The organism is Psychrobacter submarinus, assembly GCF_904846685.1.
GTDB classification, from domain to species: domain Bacteria; phylum Pseudomonadota; class Gammaproteobacteria; order Pseudomonadales; family Moraxellaceae; genus Psychrobacter; species Psychrobacter submarinus.
On sequence record NZ_CAJHBQ010000001.1, the window covers coordinates 1,212,078 to 1,232,904 of the forward strand.

Sequence of the window (20,827 nt, forward strand, 5' to 3'; positions counted from 1 at the left end):
TTAATTAACGCTTGGTGACTAAAGCTTTATAACAATCGCTTTTGACACCTTGAACGACTAATAACGACGACAAGCCCGTTCAGATAGCTAATATTTGTTGAAACGCTATACTCCTAGTTGATTATATTTTTACTTTATCCTTAAGCAAAAAATTATAGCGATTACAAAAATAGCTCACTGGTCATTTATGACAATCGTTACTATTATGACCAGACGACGCTATCTATGTGTAATATTTTGTCATACCTCTGTACAAAAACTGCATAAATTGTCTTTGATTGATGTCATTTATTACTAGGCCGTATTGAACATTCGACCATGGCACTGACAGAGACTATTTTTTAGGCGATTTGCAGATAAAAATGGTAAGTTTAGTTGTTCTAAGCGTCTATTTTTATCAATAAAGCGGCAAAAAATAGTCCTGTCCCTATTGTTGTAGTAAGGGCTGATGCTAAAATCGCCCTAGTCGTTGCGACTGTTTAAATAAAATCAGCTAACCAATGCAATAAGCATTATCTGCAATTTTAACGACGACTAGGACACAGCTTTGATAAACTAGTAGCGATCAGCAGTGCGCATTTGTGGATGTTCAACACGCCCTATATAAACCGAATTTCATTGAGTGGTCTAGTAGAATTATCCTCGTTTAGTTACTCTTTAATGATTAATGTAGCTAATATTAGTGGTTATTAGTGATAGCTGAGTTAATGAGACGATCGTTTCAGTACTATTATTTACGTTTACACTCGTACACTGATCGAAAAAACTGCTAAAATCGATGCTATTTTCAGTCGTTATCATTTGGTTTTAGTCATCAACATTCGCTAGATTTTGGTGATGACCACTCGGTAGGCGCTCCGTGATATCAGTAAGGATACTTTATGAAACTCGCCACATTTATGCAAAAACTCCATCAGCGTACACCAAAGCTTGGCAAAGCGGTTTCTTTGACCACTGCTACGGGCGTGATTACTGGTACTAGTATGGCAGCAGGCTTGCCAGTATGGTTGATGGGTGCAGCCAAAGTCATTACCGGCTCAAAAGTAGCTGATAAAACGGTCATTAATGTGACCAATCGCTGGATTCATAGTAATAATGCGCTGATAGATAATATTTTACCTAATAAGGATTGGCGTATCAGCCTGCCTGAAGATATCAGCTCTGAGGGTAAGTATCTACTGATTAGCAATCATCAATCGTGGGTCGATACCAGTATTGTGCAGTACATTAGTGAAAACCGTTTGCCACTGACGCGCTTTTTTACCAAGTTTGAGCTTATCTACATCCCAGTTATTGGTCAGGCTTTTTATTTTTTGGACTTCCCGATGATGCGCCGCCATTCCAAAGAAGCCATTGCAAAAAACCCAGCACTCAAGGGTAAAGACATCGAAGAGGCCAAGCGTGCCTGCGCTTTGTTAAAAAACAAACCCTTCACCCTACTCAACTATATCGAAGGTACCCGCTTTACTCCAGCGAAGCGCGATGCACAAAACGCCCCTTATACGCATCTGCTCAAACCGCGTGCAGGAGGGCTAGCGCTGGCTATCAATGCTTTAGGAGATGAGATTGATGGGATTTTGGATATGACTATTGTCTATCCCGATGGCATACCGACTTATAGTGATTTATGGAAAGGAAATATCAAGCGCTTAGGCGTGGAGGTACGCTACATTGACATACCCAAACAACTACTGATCGATATGCAAAGCAATGATTATCAAACCAATACCGCAATAAAAGAGCAGTTTTTTGCTTGGGTTGACAAGGCTTGGCAAGCAAAAGATCAGCGTATCACTGAGATGCTGGCTGATTTTGAAAAAAACTCTGAAAATGATACTGTGTCTGCCGCTTAAACTCAGCTAAACTCTTAACTTATGCTTTGTCTTAATTCGACTTCATATGGTAGTACTCAGCTCAAACCACGCAAACTTTATACATCTACAACTTAACAAAAGGGATAACTGTGTCCGCACCTCATAGCGCTGCCAAGCCAACTATAGACCCAAAGCTATCCCCAGAGCGTCCAAAGCCCAATCGCTTCAAGCTGACTTACGATATCATCATGATTATCGTCATCAGTATCGATCTGTTTTTGATTAGTCTTGATGCTATCTTGATGAGTAGCTTTAGTGGTAATGTCGCAGGGTGGCTGTCACTCACTGAAGCGCTAAGCTGGTACAGAGAAGTACTGCACGAGCCCCTGCGTACTCTAGGTGGATTTTTTACGCTTTTTTTGATTTTTGAGCTGCTGGTGCGCTGGGCGATTGCTATCAAAGAAAACGTCTATTATCGTTGGTTTTTCTTCCCCTTTGTGCACTGGTATGAAGTGCTTGGTTGCTTCCCGCAATTGCGGGCGCTACGGCTGTTTCGAGTCGTGATTATCGGTCGTCGTCTCTATCAGCTTGGCTATCAAGTATTGCCTCAGCCTTGGTTGAATAGAATTAAATTTTATATCGATCTAGTACTAGAAGAGTTATCAGATCGAGTAATACTTACCGCTATCGATAACTATCGGCAACAGCTTACTAATCCGGTGACTCAAAAATCACTTATCAAATCAAGCTTAGGCGACAATCGTGATGACATTGAGGCCGTATTACTCGACTTGCTACGCTCTGAGCTAGTACCAAAGCTGCGCAAAATTAACAACTCATCCACGGGTGAGGATATTATCGCTCAAGAGTTGGGTCATGCTATCCAAGACGGCATTGCTAATACGCCTGAGCTGCATCGCTTGCTACGCTTGATTCCTATCGCAGGCGGTCTTATTGAGTCGCAACTGCAAAGCATCGCGCACAATATCGGCGTCAACACAGCGACTTCACTCAATGCACGGCTGCTTGATGACAAAAACTTAGACCCTCTTATGATGGCCATTGCTAAAGGAGTGGCACAGCTTGATATCGACCACCCTGCTCTAAATACCCTGATCGCAAAGATTATCAGTGACAGCTTAATCGCCTTTGAGGCGCAAGTAAAAATACAGCAATGGAAACATCAAGATATGCTAAGATTTTGATTGGTGCTTTTTTATTCATACCTTTCTTAATAACTTTATTATTACTTTTTTGAACAATGCTTTAAATAATAGTTTTTTTGTAGACATGAACGCTTTTATCAAAAGAAGAATAGGGTCTGTTAAAGCTGCTAATTTTTATGCCTAAAGGCTTGTTAATCTCTAGTCACCCTTAGTACACTGTCAGCTTATTATCATTGATAGTAAATGTCTGATAATCATCATAAACATCGTTTTATTCTGTTACTCTTACTCTGTAGTGTTTCAAGCTTAGTCTTTTAAGGATTTATATCATGACCATGACGGATACTGACCGCCAAACTGCTACTCCTGCTATGACTTTGTATGGCAAGATGCTAACGTTTTCGCGCTTACAACTGCATACTAACGACTTGAGCTTGATTGATGCACAACTGGCAACCACCCTTAGTAATAAGACCAGCAATATACCTGTCATTATTGATAGTAGCGTCGAGCAAGACTTGCCAGCTTTGGTTGAATTTCTGTGGTCATGGGGGCTACAGCCTATTGGCGCAGTCACTGGTATACTCGAAGAGCAAGCGCGCACGCAGCGTCTGGCTATTTTTCCTGCTGATGGTAAGCGTATTGAACGGATTTTACCTGTCAAAAAACCCATCACGCAGCCGGCAGCCGATAGTAGCGCTCAAGCTAATGACACCCCCAATAATAGCGCTAGCAATACCGCAGATGCGTTAACGACTGACTCTCAAGCTAGTAGCGCTTCGGCAGCGACAGACTCCGAGTCTTGGCTACCTGCTGAACATATCACCAGTATGATTTATGATCAAATGCTACGCTCAGGTCAAAGCCTAAATCACGTTGGCGGCGACTTAATCTTGACCAATAGTATCAACAGCGGCGCCGAAGCGATTACGGATAATAGCTTGCACGTGTACGGCCGTGCCCAAGGGCGACTGGTGGCAGGTGCAACAGGCGACAAAGATGCTCGTATATTCTGCCAAGTATTCAATCCTTCGTTAGTTTCAGTCGCCGGTACTTATTGTCTACGCGACAACATACCGCAAGATATCATCGACAAATCAGTGCAAGTGCGTTTTGTAGAAGGTGAAGGCTTAGTATTTACGGTTATGGATGGTGCCTAATTCTTGCTGTAGTCAACCTTTGAGAGAGAATGTTGACTCATAAGAAATATAACGGTAGTTTACCGTAACAAAACTACGCTATCATAGCTTTGATAATTCGCCATTATAGATAAATATTTTTATACGATATTGGTAAACATTGAATTAATATAGCTTAAAGGATAATGGCGGTAGCAACTGTAACTCTCTACCGATTTATGTTAGGGTTATGAGCGCAAACTGTATAGTCGAACCACTATTAAAGTGTTACAGCGTTAGACTCGTTTAGCCTACTACTGTAGTACTTGCACTCGTCTGCCTTGTACCACTTTTAATATTGATTGACTATAAATAAATCTTAAGCTTGAAAGCGTGCTGATGGTTCTGATAAATAAATATAAGTATTTAGCGAATTCAACCAGCATTTGACGAATTAAAACTTATTCAATAGCGATATCATTAGGGTCTAAAAGGGACTCTAGTTTTCATTCATTCATAGGAGTGTGCCACTGTGGCAAAGATTGTTGTAATCACTTCAGGCAAAGGCGGCGTCGGTAAAACCACGACTAGTGCCTCTTTTTCCGCCGGTTTAGCATTACGTGGCTATAAGACAGTGGTCATTGATTTTGATGTTGGCCTGCGTAACTTAGACTTAATCATGGGCTGTGAGAACCGTATTGTCTATGACTTCGTTGATGTTATTAACGGTAACGCCCGCTTGTCGCAGGCTTTAGTCAAAGACAAGCAGCTTGAGAACTTATATATATTGCCTGCTAGTCAGACCCGTGACAAAGATGCGCTTACTGATGAAGGCGTCGCTGAGGTTATGGCTGAGCTGTCCAAGCAGTTTGACTATATTATCTGTGACTCTCCTGCCGGTATCGAGCGCGGCGCCCAGCTAGCTATGTACCACGCTGATGAAGCTATCATCGTCACTAACCCTGAAATCTCATCTGTACGTGACTCTGATCGCATCATTGGTATATTGCAAAGTCGCACTAAGAAAATCGAAGAGAATCAAGGAAGCGTGCGCGAGCATCTGGTCATCAGTCGCTATAACGCTGAGCGCGCGGCGGCTAATGAGATGATGGACATTGACACTATCTCAAATGACATTCTAAAAGTGCCTTTGCTTGGCGTCATCCCTGAGAGTCATTCTGTACTTGAAGCCTCTAACCATGGTGAGCCGGTGATTCACTACACCGATTCGGTAGCCGGTCAATGTTATGATGATATTGTTGCGCGCTTCTTAGGAGAAGAGCGACCATTACGTCATATCGATGTGAAGAAAAAGAGTCTATTACAGCGCTGGTTTGGGGGTTAAGGATGAGTAAAAAGAAAGGATTTTGGAGCAGTTTATTTGGCACAGATGACAACCGCAGTGGCGGCAGTGCCAACATGGCAACCGAACGATTAAAAGTCATCGTTGCTAGTGAAAACCGCTTAAATAGTCGGCTGACTACAGACCGTATCGAAAAAATGAAACGTGAGATACTAGAAGTGGTCAATAAATACGTCAACGGCGTTCAGATCGATGATGTCAATATCAATCATCGCTCCGAAGATAGTCTCGATGTATTAGAGATGAATATTAATCTGCCTGAGCATAAGCGCTAATCTCGTTAGCTTGTACTATTATAAGCTCCCTAACTATAAGCATTCTGTAAGTTAAGCGCTCTATAGATATGAGTAGCCCTAAAAAAAGCCCTAAATACTAAGCTCCCCTAAATACTAAGTCTAAGTATTTAGGGGTTTTTAGCGTTTTCTTCTCATCGACTTTTAGGCTTGTTACCCTTACGCTAAATTGACTAAATAAATAATAGATTTAGAAAGCTTACTGGCTAAGCGTGACGAGCTGATGCGCAATCTTGTCTAAATCTGGTACGATATAGGGCGTCTCTTCAATGACAATTGCTTGATACAAGTAAGAGGGGATTGACTCTTCGCTTACCTTATCATCATTTACGCTTTTAGCTGTGGTGCTCTCTTCTGCATACTCTTTAGGTAACTCGCTATCTTGAACCTCAGAGATACTGACTTCAATGCGGCGCAGCTCACCTTTAGTGAATAAAGCTAAGCGCTCCTCGGCCGTATTACCTTCCAATATCACCACTCTATCTGGCGCTTGCTCTGTCGCTAACAAACGAAATACCGCGACTGACTGCTGTTGCCAAGTATAAGTTGTAACAGACTCCTCGCTTTTCGCTACGTCGCTATAATCCTGATTATAGTCCAGGCTATCTAGTATCAGTGAGCTTGGTACGATCCAATCTGGTTGATTCATCGCTGGGATAATAGTCGCTTCAAGCATGCCATTTGCGGCAGTCAATAGACTAACGGCTTCAAAGGAATGTTTCTTTATCTGACTCATATATCACTCACAGTAGATATAAAGGTTACTTAATAAGCAACTCAAGCCTTTGATAGCTCAAAAGCTTAACAAAGACTTTGGTTTTCTTTGATTGTCATTACTAATTTTCAGTCGTTAATGCTGCAGATATAAGCTTTATGCTTATGCCTGTTGCTTGTCATCGATTTTTATATTTAGCAATGTTTGAATTTTTTCTAGTAACTCGCTTTCTTGGAAAGGCTTACCCATATAATCATTGACGCCAGTCTCGAAAGCACGCGTACGATGTTTATCCCCAGTACGCGAGGTAATCATGATAATCGGAATCTGCTGCAAACGCTGGTTATTACGGACTTGAGTCGCAACCTCAAAACCATCCATACGCGGCATCTCGATATCGAGCAATATTAGATCAGGCGTTGATTGTTGTAAGATCTCCATAGCATCGACTCCGTCTTTGGCGACTACGGCGTTTAGACCTTGACGCTCTAAGAAACGAGAAGTCACCTTACGTACCGTCACGGAGTCATCGACAACTAAGATGGTTGGTTTGCGCTCTGCCGCTTCAAGATCAGCTTTTGGCTTAGCAGCTTGAGGCGCAGTCACTGTCTTAATGGTCGACTGACGTAGTAGTGCAATGATATCTAATATCAGCATCACTGAGCCATCGCCCATAATAGTAGCGGCTGAAATACCATCTAAATGCGACAGCTGTTGGCCCATAGGCTTAACTACCACCTCGATACGGGAGCCTGCAATCTGATCGACTTGTAACGCTAAATTCTGACCTGAGCTATTTTTTACGATGATAACCGGTAGGCTTGTATTGGTGTTCATCATCAGCTCATTGAACTGACTACCCAATATTAGCTCATTGAGATAACGGACGCGGTAGTCTTTATCTTCAATCTGCATGGTTTCTTTGTTGGAATGATAATAGTCGTATAGCGCTTCTGGATTAACTCGGACTACCCTCTCGATTTGAATCAGCGGAATAGCGTAATAACGATCCGCTACTCGGACGACCAAGGCGTCAGAGACGGCTACTGTCAATGGTATGCGCATAGTGAAGCGTGTACCCTCGCCGGTCTTTGAGCTAACAGAGACGGCTCCGCCCAACTGGCGAATTTCGCTTGCGACCACATCCATGCCGACCCCGCGGCCAGAGATTTGGGTGACTTGCTTTGAAGTCGTTACCCCAGCGTTAAAGACGTACTGCATGATCTCAACATCAGTATATTGATACTCGCTTGGGTTAATCAGGCCCTCTAAGACTGCTTTTTCGCGAACTTCATTGACGTCGATACCGCGGCCGTCATCGGTGAGATGAATGACCACTTCGCTACCTTCGCGTAAAACCTCTAAGGTAATATGGCCACTACGATCTTTACCTGTTGCTAGGCGCTCTTGTGGACTCTCAACCCCGTGATCCACAGCGTTACGCAGCATGTGCTCTAAAGGCGAAGTAATGCGCTCTAGAATGGTTCTATCTAGCTCGTCATCTGCGGTAATAATCGTTAGATCTACCGACTTATTTAGCTCGTTTGCGGTTTGCCTGACGATAAGATCTAAGCGCGGTTTGAGACGTAAGAACGGTACCATCCGCGAGTTCATTAGACCGTCTTGCAGCTCAGTTTGGGTACGAGATAGTTGCAGCAGCAAGTTTTCGTTATCTCGGGTTTTTTCGAGCAGTGTATTATTAATATCGATTAAATCTGAGGCGGACTCCGACAATGATTTTGATAACTGATTGAGTGAGGAATACTGATCCATCTCTAGCGGGTCAAAATCCTCAGTCTGAATTAACTCTTCATCAATTTGCGATAGAATCTGTGCCTCAAGCTCAATCTCCATACGGCGTAGCTGATCAGCAAGACGCTGAACCGTAGAGCTCATCTCGCCGATACTGCCTGTCAGGCTGCTCATACCCATATCGATACGAGCGCGGTTGATGGCCGACTCCCCTGATAGGTTAATCATGTGCTCAACTAAGCTACCAGAGATTCGGATCATCTCATCACTGCTATCCATACTGCGCTCAGGCTCAGCGAAACTACCAGACATAGCCGGCATCTGACGGATATCTATGTCGCCGCGTATCGCGCTCTGTTTGTCTTGCACAGCCAATATCGCGCTAATCTCAGTCTGTAATGACTCGGCAGGTATATGCCTAGAGGACAGCGTGTCTTTGCTAAAGTCTTGCAACGCGTTGATCAGCGCCGTCGGCATAGCAGGATTAATATGATGTTTGAGGACAAATACCGCATCTTTTAGCCAATCATGACAGCTGATTAATAGCTCAGAGATAACTTTGGTCGCTGGACGACGCCCAATCGCTAATGATTCATATACGCTTTCCATCTGATGGGCAAGATCAGCGATACCATTGGCCGCTACCATACGCGCGCCACCTTTGATGGTGTGCAAGTCGCGCTGCAGCGTCTGTACGGCTGCCACATCACTGGTATTGTTTAAAAATAATTGTAGATACTTTTGGCTATTTTCGACCAGCTCTTCTGCTTCTTCTAAGAAAACATCCAAAATATCTATATCGGGCAAGCCGTTTGACCAAGAGTTGGCTATCAACGCCTCTAAGCTAATGGTTTCAACAGCGTCGGTTGGCTCTATATGATCCTCGCTATCAGCTGTTGCCGTCTGCGCAGGATTCTTGAGAATTGGTAATTTTAGCGTAACGGTTTGCGGTAGTTCGCCTTGCTGCTCAAATTCATCTAGCTGCTCGATGAGATCACGCGTCCAAAACGACTGCTGATAACGCGCGACGTATTCAAGCTGCATTGACAAGGTATCTTGTATCATTTGCATGACACTGACCCATTGCAGCGTCGCTGTTACTTTTTCATTAGTAAAGGCTTCATAGATGCTTTCTGCAGCGTGAGTCAGATCACCAATACTACGAATACCCGCCATCCGTGCACCACCTTTAATGGTATGCAAATGACGCTGCAATATTTTTAGCGTGCTGATATCAGCGACATCTTGACGCCACTGATTGAAAGTTTGGGCAATCGCGCTATCGAGCTCTTGCGCCTCTTCTAAGAAGATCTCTAACAGCTCGACATCGGTATTGACGGCCTCTAACTGTAACTCCTCTACTGAGATACTTTCGACAACAGGCTGCACATCCATAGCCTCGCTTGCTACTGATAATAGCGCTTTACTCTCAGCGTCACTCTTGCTAGTAGCGGCAAGCTCGCCGGCATGACGCTGACGGTGACTGCTGATAGCGGCTTGCAAATCATCGAGTATAGACTGATTCACTTTGAACGACATACGGCCCGCAAGCGAGTCAAATAAAGCCACCAAATGAGTATGCGCGGCCAATAATGCAGCTTGAATATGGCTATCATCACTCGCTTGCGGCGCATCAGTTAGATAGTGATAACTGTCAGCTAGCGCGGTTAATATCGCTGTGAACTTCGGCGACTTGGCAGTACTATTTGCTAAGCGCGAGATCTGCTGTGCTATTTGCTCGATATAAGCCTTAAGCGGCTCTATACTGAGCTCATTGAACGCCTCTGATAACTGCCATTCTGCATCTAACAAAGTATCGATATCTAATGCTAATAGCTGCTCTATACTGAGCTCATTATCAGTTTGCGTGTTTGGTTCCTCCGAGCTATCTAGCATTGCTTGTAGCGACTCAACATCTTGCTTACTTTGGCTAGTCGCTGTCGAAGAATGCTGCTGGATATTTCCTTCATAAGCATCGAGATAGCCTTTGATAAGCGCGACCGACTGTGCTAACGCTTCTATATGTTGAGCGCTAAGCGGGGTATCGTGCTTTTGCAAGTGCTCTAAGCTTTTTTCAATCGTTGCACTCACATCACTGATAGCGGCCAGCGCATTAGAACCCGAAGCGGCGCGCAGGGTATGAAAAGCCCTGACAATCTCTTCACTCACTTGTACGGGCGGCTGATGCTGATGGGTACTAATAAAGTCATCAATTTGCTGTAATAACTCTTTGGCTTCTTCTACAAATATATCGAGGATTTCGCGCTCCTCGCCGCTTTGCGGTGCTATAACGATAGATTTTTCGGTCATCATATCCTTGATAGAGTGGATGTTTTTTAACATCGTCTCAGCGCTACTGACTGCATCAACAGCTGGCTTATCCTGCATACTCTCATCGTCTATATCACTCACAACTATAGTACTATCTACCGGCGCAAGCTCATCAGTAGCCGTACTGTCTGTAGCTGTAGCACTCGTTGCCGACACGTCTTTAGCAGCTAGCGCACTATAACTAAACTCATCGCCCAACTGCTGACTATAAGCGTTTGCAGCAGCGACCCACAGTGGCACCATAGCTGGATAGTCCTGCTTGCCTTCCGCAAAGGTGTTAACAATCTCAGGATAAGCGGCTAAAACATCAGCCACCAACTGCTTCATATCGTCCGATGGCGTCAGACTCTTATCAAGCCATCGATTAAGCATAGACTCTAATGCCCAAGCAAGCTCAGCACTGTAGTTAGCACCTACCATACGGCCTGAGCCTTTTAGAGTATGAAAGCCGCGTCTAACATCAGTTAAGCTCGCGACATTTGTATCATCTAGCTGCCAATTGTCATAAAGCGGCACGATCTCTTCTAAGACCTCATAAGCCTCTTCTATGAATATCTCTTTGATGTCGGGGTCAGCGTCATCAGCGTCTGCAGGCATCTGCTTTGTTTGTTCGATAAAAGAAGCAAGTACAGCCGGTATCTGCGGCGCGGCGATATTATCAGACTCAGTGGTTACTGGTGGCTGAGCTTGCAATGGCAGCTGTGACTCAGAAGCGGACGCCTCTGTCACATTAGCTTCATCCCTCTCATCTTGTACTTCCATACCGTGAGATAACGGCAAGCCGGCAAGTAAGTTATGGCTTTGCAAAATAATCAAAGCAGGGTCGAATTGTGGCGGCTGAGCGGCGCTAAAGTTGGCAATCAAAGTCGGTAGCTCCTCTACCGCTTGTGCCACTAAGCTTACGACCTCATCGTTCACTGGCAAAGACTGGTCTAGTAGATGAATCAGTATATTTTCGATAGCATACGCTATCTCACTGATGCTAAAAGCGCCAATCATCCGCCCTGAGCCTTTGAGGGTATAAAAGTTATGATGTATCGCCGTTAATGGCGTCAAGTCATGGATATCTTGTTGCCAAACAGGCAATAAGCTCGTTAACTCTGCCAAACTCTCTGTGGCTTCCTCGATAAAGATCTGACGGATCTCTTCGTTCATATCAAAGACGTCAGGCTGCACTTGCGCTTTCGCCGCTTGCCAAGCTGTCAAGGCAGCCGCATTATTGTCATCAAAGCGGGTTTTGTCAGCATCAACAAAGCTAGCATTTTTATCGTTATGCATCATTGTCATTTGCACGGACAACTTTTCAATCAGCGCGCGCGATGTGCCATCTAATGTAGCAAGCGTGCTCATATTAATATAAACCGTCACCAGCAGCTTATCGAGTAGATGAGCAAAAGAGCGTTGGTCTAACTCTCTTACTGTTTTAGCGGCTATTTCTTGCTGAGTAGCAGTCTGCTGATAGCTCGTCTCAAGCAGCTGATCTAACCCTGATAATAAGGGCACGTAATCTTGTGGTAGAGGTTCTTGGTTATGCGCTAAATTCCGCAGCCAAAGCTCCGCTAAGTACCATAAGCGCTGCTGTTTACTAGCGCTCTCTTGATATAGATCAACGCCTTGCCATAAGTAATGACAAGCTTTTGCAAGGGCCGTCAAGGCTGCAGCATCGTTGCTGTTGGTATTTAATAGCTGCTGCACTCGCTGCCGCCATCCAGTCAATAACTGCTGATACTGCTTTGGCTTTAGAGGTTTTGTTGGCGAGTATTTAGGAGGATAGTCAGGCTCATTCGCCTTAGTCAACAAAGAGCCAATCGACCTATAAAATTGGGTGATCTGCTCAGCAGTAGCATCCGTGCTGCTCTGCCAGCCATCAGACAGCTGTGATAATTGCTCTTTTGACAAAGGCAGCAATGATCCTAGCGCCGCGATATCATTAGGCTGGTTTTTCATAAGGTGGCCCCAAATCGTTTATATTGCGAGTCTTATCCAGTATTGACTGACTGACAGCGAAGCGGCCACAAAGACTCGTTGTCAGACTATAACTATAATGACCAAAGCCGTTATAAAAATAGCGCGATGACGATAAGCTGTGGCTCATCTTCTACCCTCAGTAGTGGTCTAGATACCAAATACCTGTATTGCCCTTTAAGGTCAAGGCACTAGACAATCTCTTCGACATCCTCAAAATGTTCTTCATCATTAGAGACTTTGAAACCAGTCACTGACTCTTGCAAGGCGGCTGCCATCTCATTTAGCTCACCGACTGAGCGCGCGGTTGCCATCGTACCTGAGGAGGTTTGTGAGGTAATGCCTTGAATAATCGTCATGGTATTAGAGATCTGACCGGCAGATGCGGCCTGCTGCTGTGCAGTGTTTGAGATACTCTCAATTAGATCGGCCAAAGTATTCGATACCTGTTGCACCTCTTCTAGGGCCTCACCTGCATCTTTGGCTAAGCGAGCACCGCGGACGACCTCAGAGGTCGTTGACTCCATTGAAGTCACCGCTTCACTGGTATCGGCCTGAATGGTATTCACCAAAGTTTTGATCTGTTTGGTGGCGTTGGCTGAGCGCTCTGCTAGACGCTGTACTTCATCAGCAACGACCGCGAAGCCTCGACCAGCCTCCCCTGCCATTGATGCCTGAATAGCGGCGTTCAATGCCAGAACGTTAGTTTGATCAGCAATATCGTTAATCAAGCTAACGATATCCCCAATCTCTTGCGAGGACTCACCTAGACGCTTAATACGCTTAGAGGTTTCTTGAATCTGATCACGAATGACGTTCATACCTTCTATCGAACGCTGAACGACCTCTGCACCATTATGAGCAATCGCAACCGAGCGCTGGGCAACATTCGCCGACTCAGTAGCGTTGTTAGAAACTTGGTCAATTGAGAGGGTCATCTCGTTAATCGCTTTAGAGACGCTGGCAATCTCTTGCGTTTGGTTTTCAGAAGCCTCCACCAACTCGACGGCGTTAACCTGAGTTTGTTCGGTAGAGTTTGTGACTCGGTCCGCCGTCTCATTAATAACCAATACCAGCTCACGTAACTGCTCGATGGCAAAGTTAACAGAGTCAGCAATCGCCCCTGTAAAATCCTCTGATACCGTAGCATTCACTGTCAGGTCACCATCTGCCAAGTCGGCGAGCTCATCAAGTAAGCGCAAAATAGCCATCTGGTTACGCTCGTTTTCTTCTTGGATCTGACTTGAGCGTTCTGATTCGACATTGGCCTCTTGACGACGACGCAGCGTTTCTTGCTCAATCAGTAAGCGCTCATTGGCACTTCGTTCTTTAAGCAGCCGTGACAAAGCGTAAGCTGCCCCGATTAGCGCGACTATAAAGATAATAGCAGGCAAAGATATCAGCTGATTAAAATCAGTCACATATTGGCTGATTGACGCCAGTGAGCTGACAAGCCATATCAAACAGGCCACACTCACTAAAGCAAAAACGGCTAATACAACTCTCCACTTGCTTGCAGCTTCTTTTACAGCTGGTGTTTGGTTACTGGCACCAGTATTAGGACTTTTTATAACATCACTCATCGTGCTTATTCCTTTCAAACCGTGGTCTAAGTTATATCATGACTGAATTGACTCATTGTGCGTGCTGAATCCACTCTTTGCTCTATTTATCTCGCTGTTAATATTTAATATAACGAGCGTATTCCAAAAACGATAGCCGCAAGCTTTAACGGTTAAAACTTGCGACCACACTTATATGGCGGCATCTATATAGCGCTTATCTTGCGCCAGTAAGCTTGGCATAAAAACAAACCAATCTTTTTCATCTTTGTGAAACTTACCATGATTATAAGGTGCAAAAGCTGAATCACTAGGCAGAGCTTCCGGCCGGTATTGATCTTGGGTGAACTGCTCAATGCCTAAGACTTTATCGACAATGAGACCGGAGAATACCGTATGATGATCGATGACCAATACCTTTCTTGAGCTGTCTTGAGCTGAGCTGCTTGGTGTCTGTAAGAACTTTGCCAAATCTGTCAGTGGTAACAATCGTCCACGTACATTGGCAATACCGAGTAGCCAAGGCTGAACTAACGGCATGCTAGTGTATTCAGGCATCGTCAGTATCTCCGCCACCTCACCTAGAGGCGCCACCAAACGCTGACCACTACTCTCAAACACCACCCCGCGCCAGTCATAGTCTTTTCTACCCTGACGACCGCTGCTGCGCGAATTAGCCAAATCAGCCAGACGCAATAGCTCAATAAACCCTCTAGAAGCCACAACTTACTCCATAACTTTACGAATAATGCGCATAAGCTCAAGCTCGTTGATAGGCTTGGTCAGATACTCGGTTGCGCCTTGACGCTTACCCCATACTCTATCTGTTTCTTGACTCTTAGTGCTGATAATGACTACTGGGATGTGCTTGGTCGTACGATCGCGAGTGATTTTACGAGTGGCCTGAAAACCATTCATCTCAGGCATGACGACATCCATCAAAATCACATCTGGTACATGCTCGGTAGCCATCTGATAGCCTTCGATACCATTGGTAGCCTCTATAACTTGAAAGTTATTTTTAGCCAATATGTCGCGAAATTTTGCCATCTCAGACGGCGAGTCATCAATGACTAAAACAGTGGTCATGATTGTTTCCTTTGTAATGAGTATCCGTAGGATCTGTTATAAAAATTTGCCAAAATGAGTGGGGAGTATAATCTATAAAACCCAAAAGCAATTAGCGATAATGACTGATAGCTTCAAATAGCTCATCTTTACTAAATGGCTTCGTCAAATACTCATCAGAGCCAACGATACGCCCGCGAGCTTTGTCAAATAAGCCATCTTTAGACGACAGCATAATGACGGGCTTATCAGCATAATTAGGGTTGTTCTTTATCAAAGCACAAGTCTGATAACCATCTAAACGCGGCATCATAATATCAACAAAGATAATATCTGGATTGTTATCTACAATTTTTGCTAACGCATCAAAGCCATCAATAGCGGTAATCACCTCGCAGCCTGCTTTTTTTAGCAAGGTCTCTGCGGTACGGCGCATGGTTTTTGAGTCATCAATCACCATGACGGTTAGCCCTTCAAAATTACTGTCCATTATTACTATCCTATAAACTTTAAAATTACTATCTATAGCTTAGACTCTAGTTATAGCTAAGGTGCTATAAAGGGTACTATAAATAGCTGATATTTTGCCTTATTATGCTGCTATTATTATCTACTTTGTTATTTTGTTTATAATTAGAGTCATATCAACTGCATAACATTCATACATTTATCCAAAACTAACTGTTGTAATATGACGGCAACCTAACTGTATTACTATAAGTGTGTAAGATAAGTTACCTATATAAGACGAAAGTTATCATTATTTTAATAATATACTAAACAAAGTATTAACAATACAAGATTGAATTGCAATTAATAAAACCGCCCAAGTCACTTTTTAGACACTTTAGCCTAAAATATGGCTCTATATTCCTTTTAACTTAGCTATTTGCTGTCAACGGTGACTGATATGATACGTTTTTCTTATCACAAAAATACTGCTTTATTTATCAGTATATTGCTAATGACAGCCTGTCAGCCGCCCGAAGATACGAGTCAATCGGCGATCGCGCAAAGTGAGCCGATGAGCGAGGACGCAGACTTATCTTTTATAGTCAATGACGATACCGTTACCTTATCTGCTGATAGTATTTTAAACCTTAAGTCCTCTCGTTATCAGCCAAGCCTTGGCCTACAAGGCGAGATAGAACCTATTAAACAATCAAAGTTTGTCACTGCCAAAGCAGTCACTGTACAACAGGTGCTGGTTCAACAAGGTCAATGGGTAGAAGAAGGTACGCCCCTATTTATCTTGGCGCTACAGGATATCGATGACAATAACATTGCTGGCAGCGCTGGATCACTGCCTCGTAATAACGAAGCTAAGAAGCAAGCTGACGATAGTGTAAATGCAGATAAGAAGCTAAGCGACAATATAAATGACAGTATCATTGCAAATACCACTGAAAACATCCCTGACTCGTCGGGCGACAAAGTAACAAGTCGCGGTAACACTGATGGCCAACCAGCGCAGAAACCTGCTGTAAAAGAACCCAAAGCTAATCCTAGGCTTGCTGACACTGCTCAATCGCCAAACGTTGAGTCAAACCTTGGATTAAGTAACGAGACTGCTAGCGAACAAGGCGCGAAGCAAGCCAACCCGCAATCTGCCCCTACCCCTGCTACAGAAAGAGAAAAACAACCAGAGTCGCAGCCGAGCACACAAACAACAGTACAAAACGCTGCTATTATCGTTCGGGCCAGTTTTGCTGGACGAGTGACGACGCTGCCGGTAGCTAGTGGCGACAAGCTTGCAGCTGGTACGCTGCTGTTATCTTTAGCAGATGACACTCATTTGCAGTTTATTGCAACCCTGCCTATTCAAGCTGAACCACAGCTTTCTATCGGTCAGAACGTCAATTTCAGTACTCAAAGCCATCCTAGAAAATATACCGGCCAAATCAGTAAGCTGAGCGTTGGCGATGACCCAAATAAACTAAAAGTTCATGTACAAGTATTAAAGAACGATGCCAGCCGCGAAGGTAGTCTTAAGGCAGGTATGATTGCTACAGGCCGCGTTAATTATGGTCAAATAGCGGTAGGTACTATCGTCCCTGAGCTCGCTATACACGATGCTGATCTGAGCGCTTTAAAACGGCCTCCTTATCAGCCCATAACACCGCTTACTGCAAACGTTTGGATCGTCAAGCAGGATCAGCGCTTGACTCGCCAGCCTGTCGAGATCATCGAATACAATCCAGACACAGAACAGTACCTGATTGCTGGGGTTAACAATGATAGCTTGATTTGTTTAGCCGATTTACCAGTGGAATCTGCAGGTAAAAAAGTGGTTATCTCTTAACGTTACCAATGCAGATTTTTTTGATCTTGCAGCTTTCAGTGACAGATCTGTCACTGATTGAAGCCGCTTCGTTGACGCCGTTTTGACTCCTTAATGCTTTAGTAAAGCTGCAGTTTTAAATAGACAGTTACATTGTGTAGAAATATTAACAAAGCGCGTCTTGTTTGCTCAGGTGCTTTTTTGGCAAACTGATGATTGGATATGAAGCTTAGGTAAAAACACTAAGTGCAAAATCTTAGGTATAAAATATCAGTTTCAAAATATTAGCTATTAAAGGTTAAGCGTAAAGCGTTGTCTTTAATAATAGCGCTGAATCAAAAGGTACGAAAGGGCTGACTATAAATAATAATGATGTAGCCCTTATAAAAGAGTACTTATTAAAATGATGGCAATATCTATTTAAGCATCTATCACTGAGAGTATTTTTAGGAGATGAACCATGAGTAAGCAAATTTTATTGATTGAAGATGATCCAGATTTGGCTGAGCTTATTAGCGACTATCTAACAATGAACTATTACGATGTCCATCATGCCGGTCTTGGTCAAGAAGGGTTAGATATTTTAGACACCAAAGAGCGCGATATTGATTTGGTTGTGCTCGATCTTATGCTGCCGGACATGGATGGTATGCAAGTCTGTCAAAGAATCCGCAGTAATAGTAATATCACCAATAAGGTGCCTATTATCATGCTTACCGCCAAAGGAGATACGACTGACCGCGTTTTAGGACTTGAGATGGGTGCTGATGATTATATCGCTAAGCCATTTGAGCCACGTGAGCTGTTGGCTCGTATTCGTGCAGTGATTCGTCGCCATGAGCAACCAAACCAAGCAGATAGTCAATCAGACAGCTTAACCTTTGGCCGTTTGAGCGTCTTTCCTGATAGCCACGAAGTCACTATCGACGATCAGCCGGTACGCTTGACGACGCATCAGTTTCAACTATTGCATTATTTTGCCACTCATTCAGGCAAAGTATTGAACCGCGAGCAGCTCTGGCAAGCGATGCCTAACGATGATAGCTCAGACAATATTGACCGCGCCATTGATGTACATATCTCGCGTCTGCGAGCGTTAATCGAAGACAACCCGCGTCAGCCAAAACGCATCATTACGGTACGCGGCGTTGGTTATCAATTTGCCACTGATCAGGTATGATATGCTTAGTATACGTATGCCTAGTATGCCAATAGCTATACACTTAGGATACATACTTGCCTGATAGTAGAGACTCTTTAATGCAGCAGCTCGGTTTTCGTTCTGTTTTTGCCAAGTTATTTGCCAGTGTCATGCTGGCACTTACCTTATTTGCAGTCGCTATGGTGCTGTTGACGCAGCTGGTGCACGATAAAGATGCAGGCATCCGCTCAGAAGTCTTAGCGACACAAATTCTTGGGCAGATAGATCCTTTTTTGAACGATTTGAATGTCGCTGTCAGCAAAGATAATCGCCTGCAAGCTCGCTTTATGCTAGCGGTGGTCAAAAAAAGCTTCGATATCTTTGATGAGTCCCTGCAAGCGAAGATGGGCTTATATGACAACGACGGTCATCTACTGATGCAGACGGACAATAGCGATCTGCCCTTGCTGCTACCTGAAGAACCCTCTTTGATGACTCGTGTTTTTCCCTCCTTTGCCGATACTCCGCCCAACCAGCAAGCGCAAGTCTACAGTAGCACAGGCTATACCTTATTATATGAGTCGCGCTTACCACCCAAAAAACCCGTACTTTCTGCCGTCCTTAACCTCTTTACTGGTACACTGCTGCTGCTAATGATTATGGCGGGCGTTCTTTGGTGGATTGCCCGGACCATGACTTGGCGAATCAATCAGTTAAGCCAGCAAATGATTCAATTGGGTGACGGCGACTTTAGCGTTCGGGTCAATGCTCGCGGCAATGATGAGATTGCTTCACTCGCGCATGGCTTCAATCAAGCGGCGCAAAAGATTGAGCATCTTATCAATGCTAATAACTTACTCTTAGCCCACGCTTCGCATGAGCTGCGCACCCCTATTACCCGTATCCGTTTGCAGATCGAGATGATGGATATGCTAGCAAGCGCGATGCCAAATGACATCAAAACCAAATTTGATAAACGCGCGCAAGCTATCAATCGCGACCTATCAGGTCTTAATGATTTGGTGGAGAGTATCTTATTAGTCAGCCGCTTGGACGCCGGTCATGTGCTGCAGCAAGTTGAGCGTCTAGATCTGTATGATTTAATCAATCAGGAGCGCCAGCACTATTCTGAAGCTACGCTAATTGGTGAACACTTAATTATCGATGGTCAATCGGCGATGCTGACTCACCTGATCCGTAACTTACTTAATAATGCGATGCTCCACGGCGTGCCTCCTGTTACCGTGTTTTTATATGGCGTGCAGCAGATCGAAGAGGCAGGCAATGTACCTGACTATCTGCTGCAATCGGTACTCAATAGTAGCTTTGCTGATTATGATAGCTTGGACGACAAGGATTATGAGACGTTAGATAACTCCAATCAGCCCCTAGGTAATGAGCTTGATCGTTTTATGAGCTCGCCTGTTGACGACAGTACTTTTAGTAACTCGGCAGAGAAAGATACGCCAGCACCTGTGCCACCTATTTATCGTAATGGTGAGAGTATCAGTATTGATTCTGTCGATGATGAGCTGTCTATAGACCATAACGGCGGCGCTGACGTAGCCACTAACGAGGCAACAGACGCTTTGACACAAAGTCCCAAACGAACATCAGTATCAGCGCACTCGTCTATTATCGATAGCGTTTATCTCTCTTGCTCCGCGCAGATCACAGCTGAGCAGATAGATCATATGCAAAATGCAACTTGGCAAGCCGCCTCCAAGACATTTTTAGCTAATGGTGAGACCAGTGTCAAGAAAGGTGTCAGTCAACCTATGCCGCTTAGCCATGATTCTACTGAATTAGTTGCTAACGATAGCGCACTAAGAAAAGCGGATGATAACGATAAGACAGACGTAAAAACAGATACTGATGAGCGTAAGAGCGAGACAACGACCACTCCAAAAAAAGAAGGCTTATTCAAAAAACACCTCAAAAAAGCCAAAGCAGAGCCTGTGCGCCCTGTTCCTAAATATGCCGTTCTCGCGGTGATTGATGAGGGCTCGGGTATCCCTGAAGATAAGCGCGAAGAGATTTTCAGCCCTTTTGTACGTTTGCAGCAAAAGAAGAAAGGCTCAGGCTTAGGGCTATCGCTAGTCTCACAAATCGTTAACGCGCATCAAGGCCGTATTTTGACAGATACTATCAACGGGCACACTCGTTTTTTGGTGGTGATACCGGTCAAGCATGATCCGCATTATAGCTATAAAGACAGTCAAAGCGTGCAGCCTAACATCAAGCGCTGATGATAAGAG

The 20,827-nt window shown here is 44.2% G+C and carries 13 protein-coding genes and 1 pseudogene; 8 read left to right on the forward strand and 6 right to left on the reverse strand.

Annotated elements, in window-relative coordinates:
* Window positions 1-881 precede the first annotated feature (881 nt).
* The 5 genes from JMY03_RS05445 to minE all read left to right on the forward strand — a co-directional run bounded on the left by JMY03_RS05445 (window position 882) and on the right by minE (window position 5,736).
* Window positions 882-1,853 (forward strand): acyltransferase, encoded by a 972-nt coding sequence (locus JMY03_RS05445; RefSeq protein ID WP_201601742.1) that lies wholly within the window; start codon window positions 882-884, stop codon window positions 1,851-1,853.
* Between the two features lie 110 nt (window positions 1,854-1,963).
* Window positions 1,964-3,019, forward strand: a complete 1,056-nt coding sequence (locus JMY03_RS05450; RefSeq protein ID WP_227675491.1) for a hypothetical protein — start codon at window positions 1,964-1,966, stop codon at window positions 3,017-3,019.
* 290 nt (window positions 3,020-3,309) lie between these two features.
* A complete protein-coding gene (gene minC, locus JMY03_RS05455; RefSeq protein WP_201558330.1) occupies window positions 3,310-4,140 on the forward strand; it encodes a septum site-determining protein MinC in 831 nt (276 codons plus the stop codon).
* Window positions 4,141-4,630: 490 nt separating this feature from the next.
* Window positions 4,631-5,443: a septum site-determining protein MinD gene (gene minD, locus JMY03_RS05460; RefSeq protein WP_025644762.1), complete on the forward strand. Its 813-nt coding sequence runs from the start codon at window positions 4,631-4,633 to the stop codon at window positions 5,441-5,443.
* A 2-nt stretch (window positions 5,444-5,445) separates the two neighbouring features.
* Entirely contained in the window at window positions 5,446-5,736 is a 291-nt protein-coding gene (minE, locus tag JMY03_RS05465; protein ID WP_025644764.1) for a cell division topological specificity factor MinE, read from the forward strand.
* Window positions 5,737-5,953: 217 nt separating this feature from the next.
* On the opposite strand, the gene JMY03_RS05470 is transcribed toward minE, so the two are convergent.
* The 6 genes and pseudogenes from JMY03_RS05470 to pilG all read right to left on the reverse strand — a co-directional run bounded on the left by JMY03_RS05470 (window position 5,954) and on the right by pilG (window position 15,637).
* The gene (locus JMY03_RS05470) at window positions 5,954-6,490 is read right to left on the reverse strand and encodes a hypothetical protein (protein WP_201601745.1); all 537 of its coding nucleotides are present in this window, start codon (window positions 6,488-6,490) and stop codon (window positions 5,954-5,956) included.
* Between the two features lie 141 nt (window positions 6,491-6,631).
* Entirely contained in the window at window positions 6,632-12,499 is a 5,868-nt protein-coding gene (locus JMY03_RS05475; RefSeq protein ID WP_201601748.1) for an Hpt domain-containing protein, read from the reverse strand.
* 209 nt (window positions 12,500-12,708) lie between these two features.
* Window positions 12,709-13,758: pseudogene (locus JMY03_RS05480) on the reverse strand (methyl-accepting chemotaxis protein); the annotation flags it as partial.
* Window positions 13,759-14,271: 513 nt separating this feature from the next.
* Window positions 14,272-14,802, reverse strand: a complete 531-nt coding sequence (locus JMY03_RS05485; protein ID WP_025644772.1) for a chemotaxis protein CheW — start codon at window positions 14,800-14,802, stop codon at window positions 14,272-14,274.
* 3 nt (window positions 14,803-14,805) lie between these two features.
* A complete protein-coding gene (locus JMY03_RS05490) occupies window positions 14,806-15,168 on the reverse strand; it encodes a response regulator (RefSeq protein WP_025644774.1) in 363 nt (120 codons plus the stop codon).
* A gap of 91 nt (window positions 15,169-15,259) precedes the next feature.
* Window positions 15,260-15,637, reverse strand: coding sequence for a twitching motility response regulator PilG (gene pilG, locus JMY03_RS05495; RefSeq protein ID WP_025644776.1), 378 nt, complete (start codon window positions 15,635-15,637; stop codon window positions 15,260-15,262).
* 420 nt (window positions 15,638-16,057) lie between these two features.
* Between pilG and JMY03_RS05500 the strand changes: the two genes are divergently transcribed.
* The 3 genes from JMY03_RS05500 (at window position 16,058) to JMY03_RS05510 (ending at window position 20,818) form a co-directional block, all read left to right on the forward strand.
* Entirely contained in the window at window positions 16,058-17,449 is a 1,392-nt protein-coding gene (locus tag JMY03_RS05500; protein ID WP_201601754.1) for an efflux RND transporter periplasmic adaptor subunit, read from the forward strand.
* A gap of 439 nt (window positions 17,450-17,888) precedes the next feature.
* Window positions 17,889-18,608 (forward strand): response regulator transcription factor, encoded by a 720-nt coding sequence (locus JMY03_RS05505; RefSeq protein ID WP_025644780.1) that lies wholly within the window; start codon window positions 17,889-17,891, stop codon window positions 18,606-18,608.
* An 80-nt stretch (window positions 18,609-18,688) separates the two neighbouring features.
* Entirely contained in the window at window positions 18,689-20,818 is a 2,130-nt protein-coding gene (locus tag JMY03_RS05510; RefSeq protein ID WP_201602186.1) for an ATP-binding protein, read from the forward strand.
* The last annotated feature ends 9 nt before the right edge of the window (window positions 20,819-20,827 follow it).

Excerpts from the sequence above, each read along its gene's own strand:
- JMY03_RS05445 (WP_201601742.1), top strand. The coding sequence starts at position 882 with ATGAAACTCGCCACATTTATGCAAAAACTCCATCAGCGTACACCAAAG.
- minC (WP_201558330.1), top strand. The coding sequence starts at position 3,310 with ATGACCATGACGGATACTGACCGCCAAACTGCTACTCCTGCTATGACT.
- minE (WP_025644764.1), top strand. The coding sequence starts at position 5,446 with ATGAGTAAAAAGAAAGGATTTTGGAGCAGTTTATTTGGCACAGATGAC.
- JMY03_RS05470 (WP_201601745.1), bottom strand. The coding sequence starts at position 6,490 with ATGAGTCAGATAAAGAAACATTCCTTTGAAGCCGTTAGTCTATTGACT.
- JMY03_RS05475 (WP_201601748.1), bottom strand. The coding sequence starts at position 12,499 with ATGAAAAACCAGCCTAATGATATCGCGGCGCTAGGATCATTGCTGCCT.
- JMY03_RS05490 (WP_025644774.1), bottom strand. The coding sequence starts at position 15,168 with ATGACCACTGTTTTAGTCATTGATGACTCGCCGTCTGAGATGGCAAAA.
- pilG (WP_025644776.1), bottom strand. The coding sequence starts at position 15,637 with ATGGACAGTAATTTTGAAGGGCTAACCGTCATGGTGATTGATGACTCA.
- JMY03_RS05500 (WP_201601754.1), top strand. The coding sequence starts at position 16,058 with ATGATACGTTTTTCTTATCACAAAAATACTGCTTTATTTATCAGTATA.
- JMY03_RS05505 (WP_025644780.1), top strand. The coding sequence starts at position 17,889 with ATGAGTAAGCAAATTTTATTGATTGAAGATGATCCAGATTTGGCTGAG.
- JMY03_RS05510 (WP_201602186.1), top strand. The coding sequence starts at position 18,689 with ATGCAGCAGCTCGGTTTTCGTTCTGTTTTTGCCAAGTTATTTGCCAGT.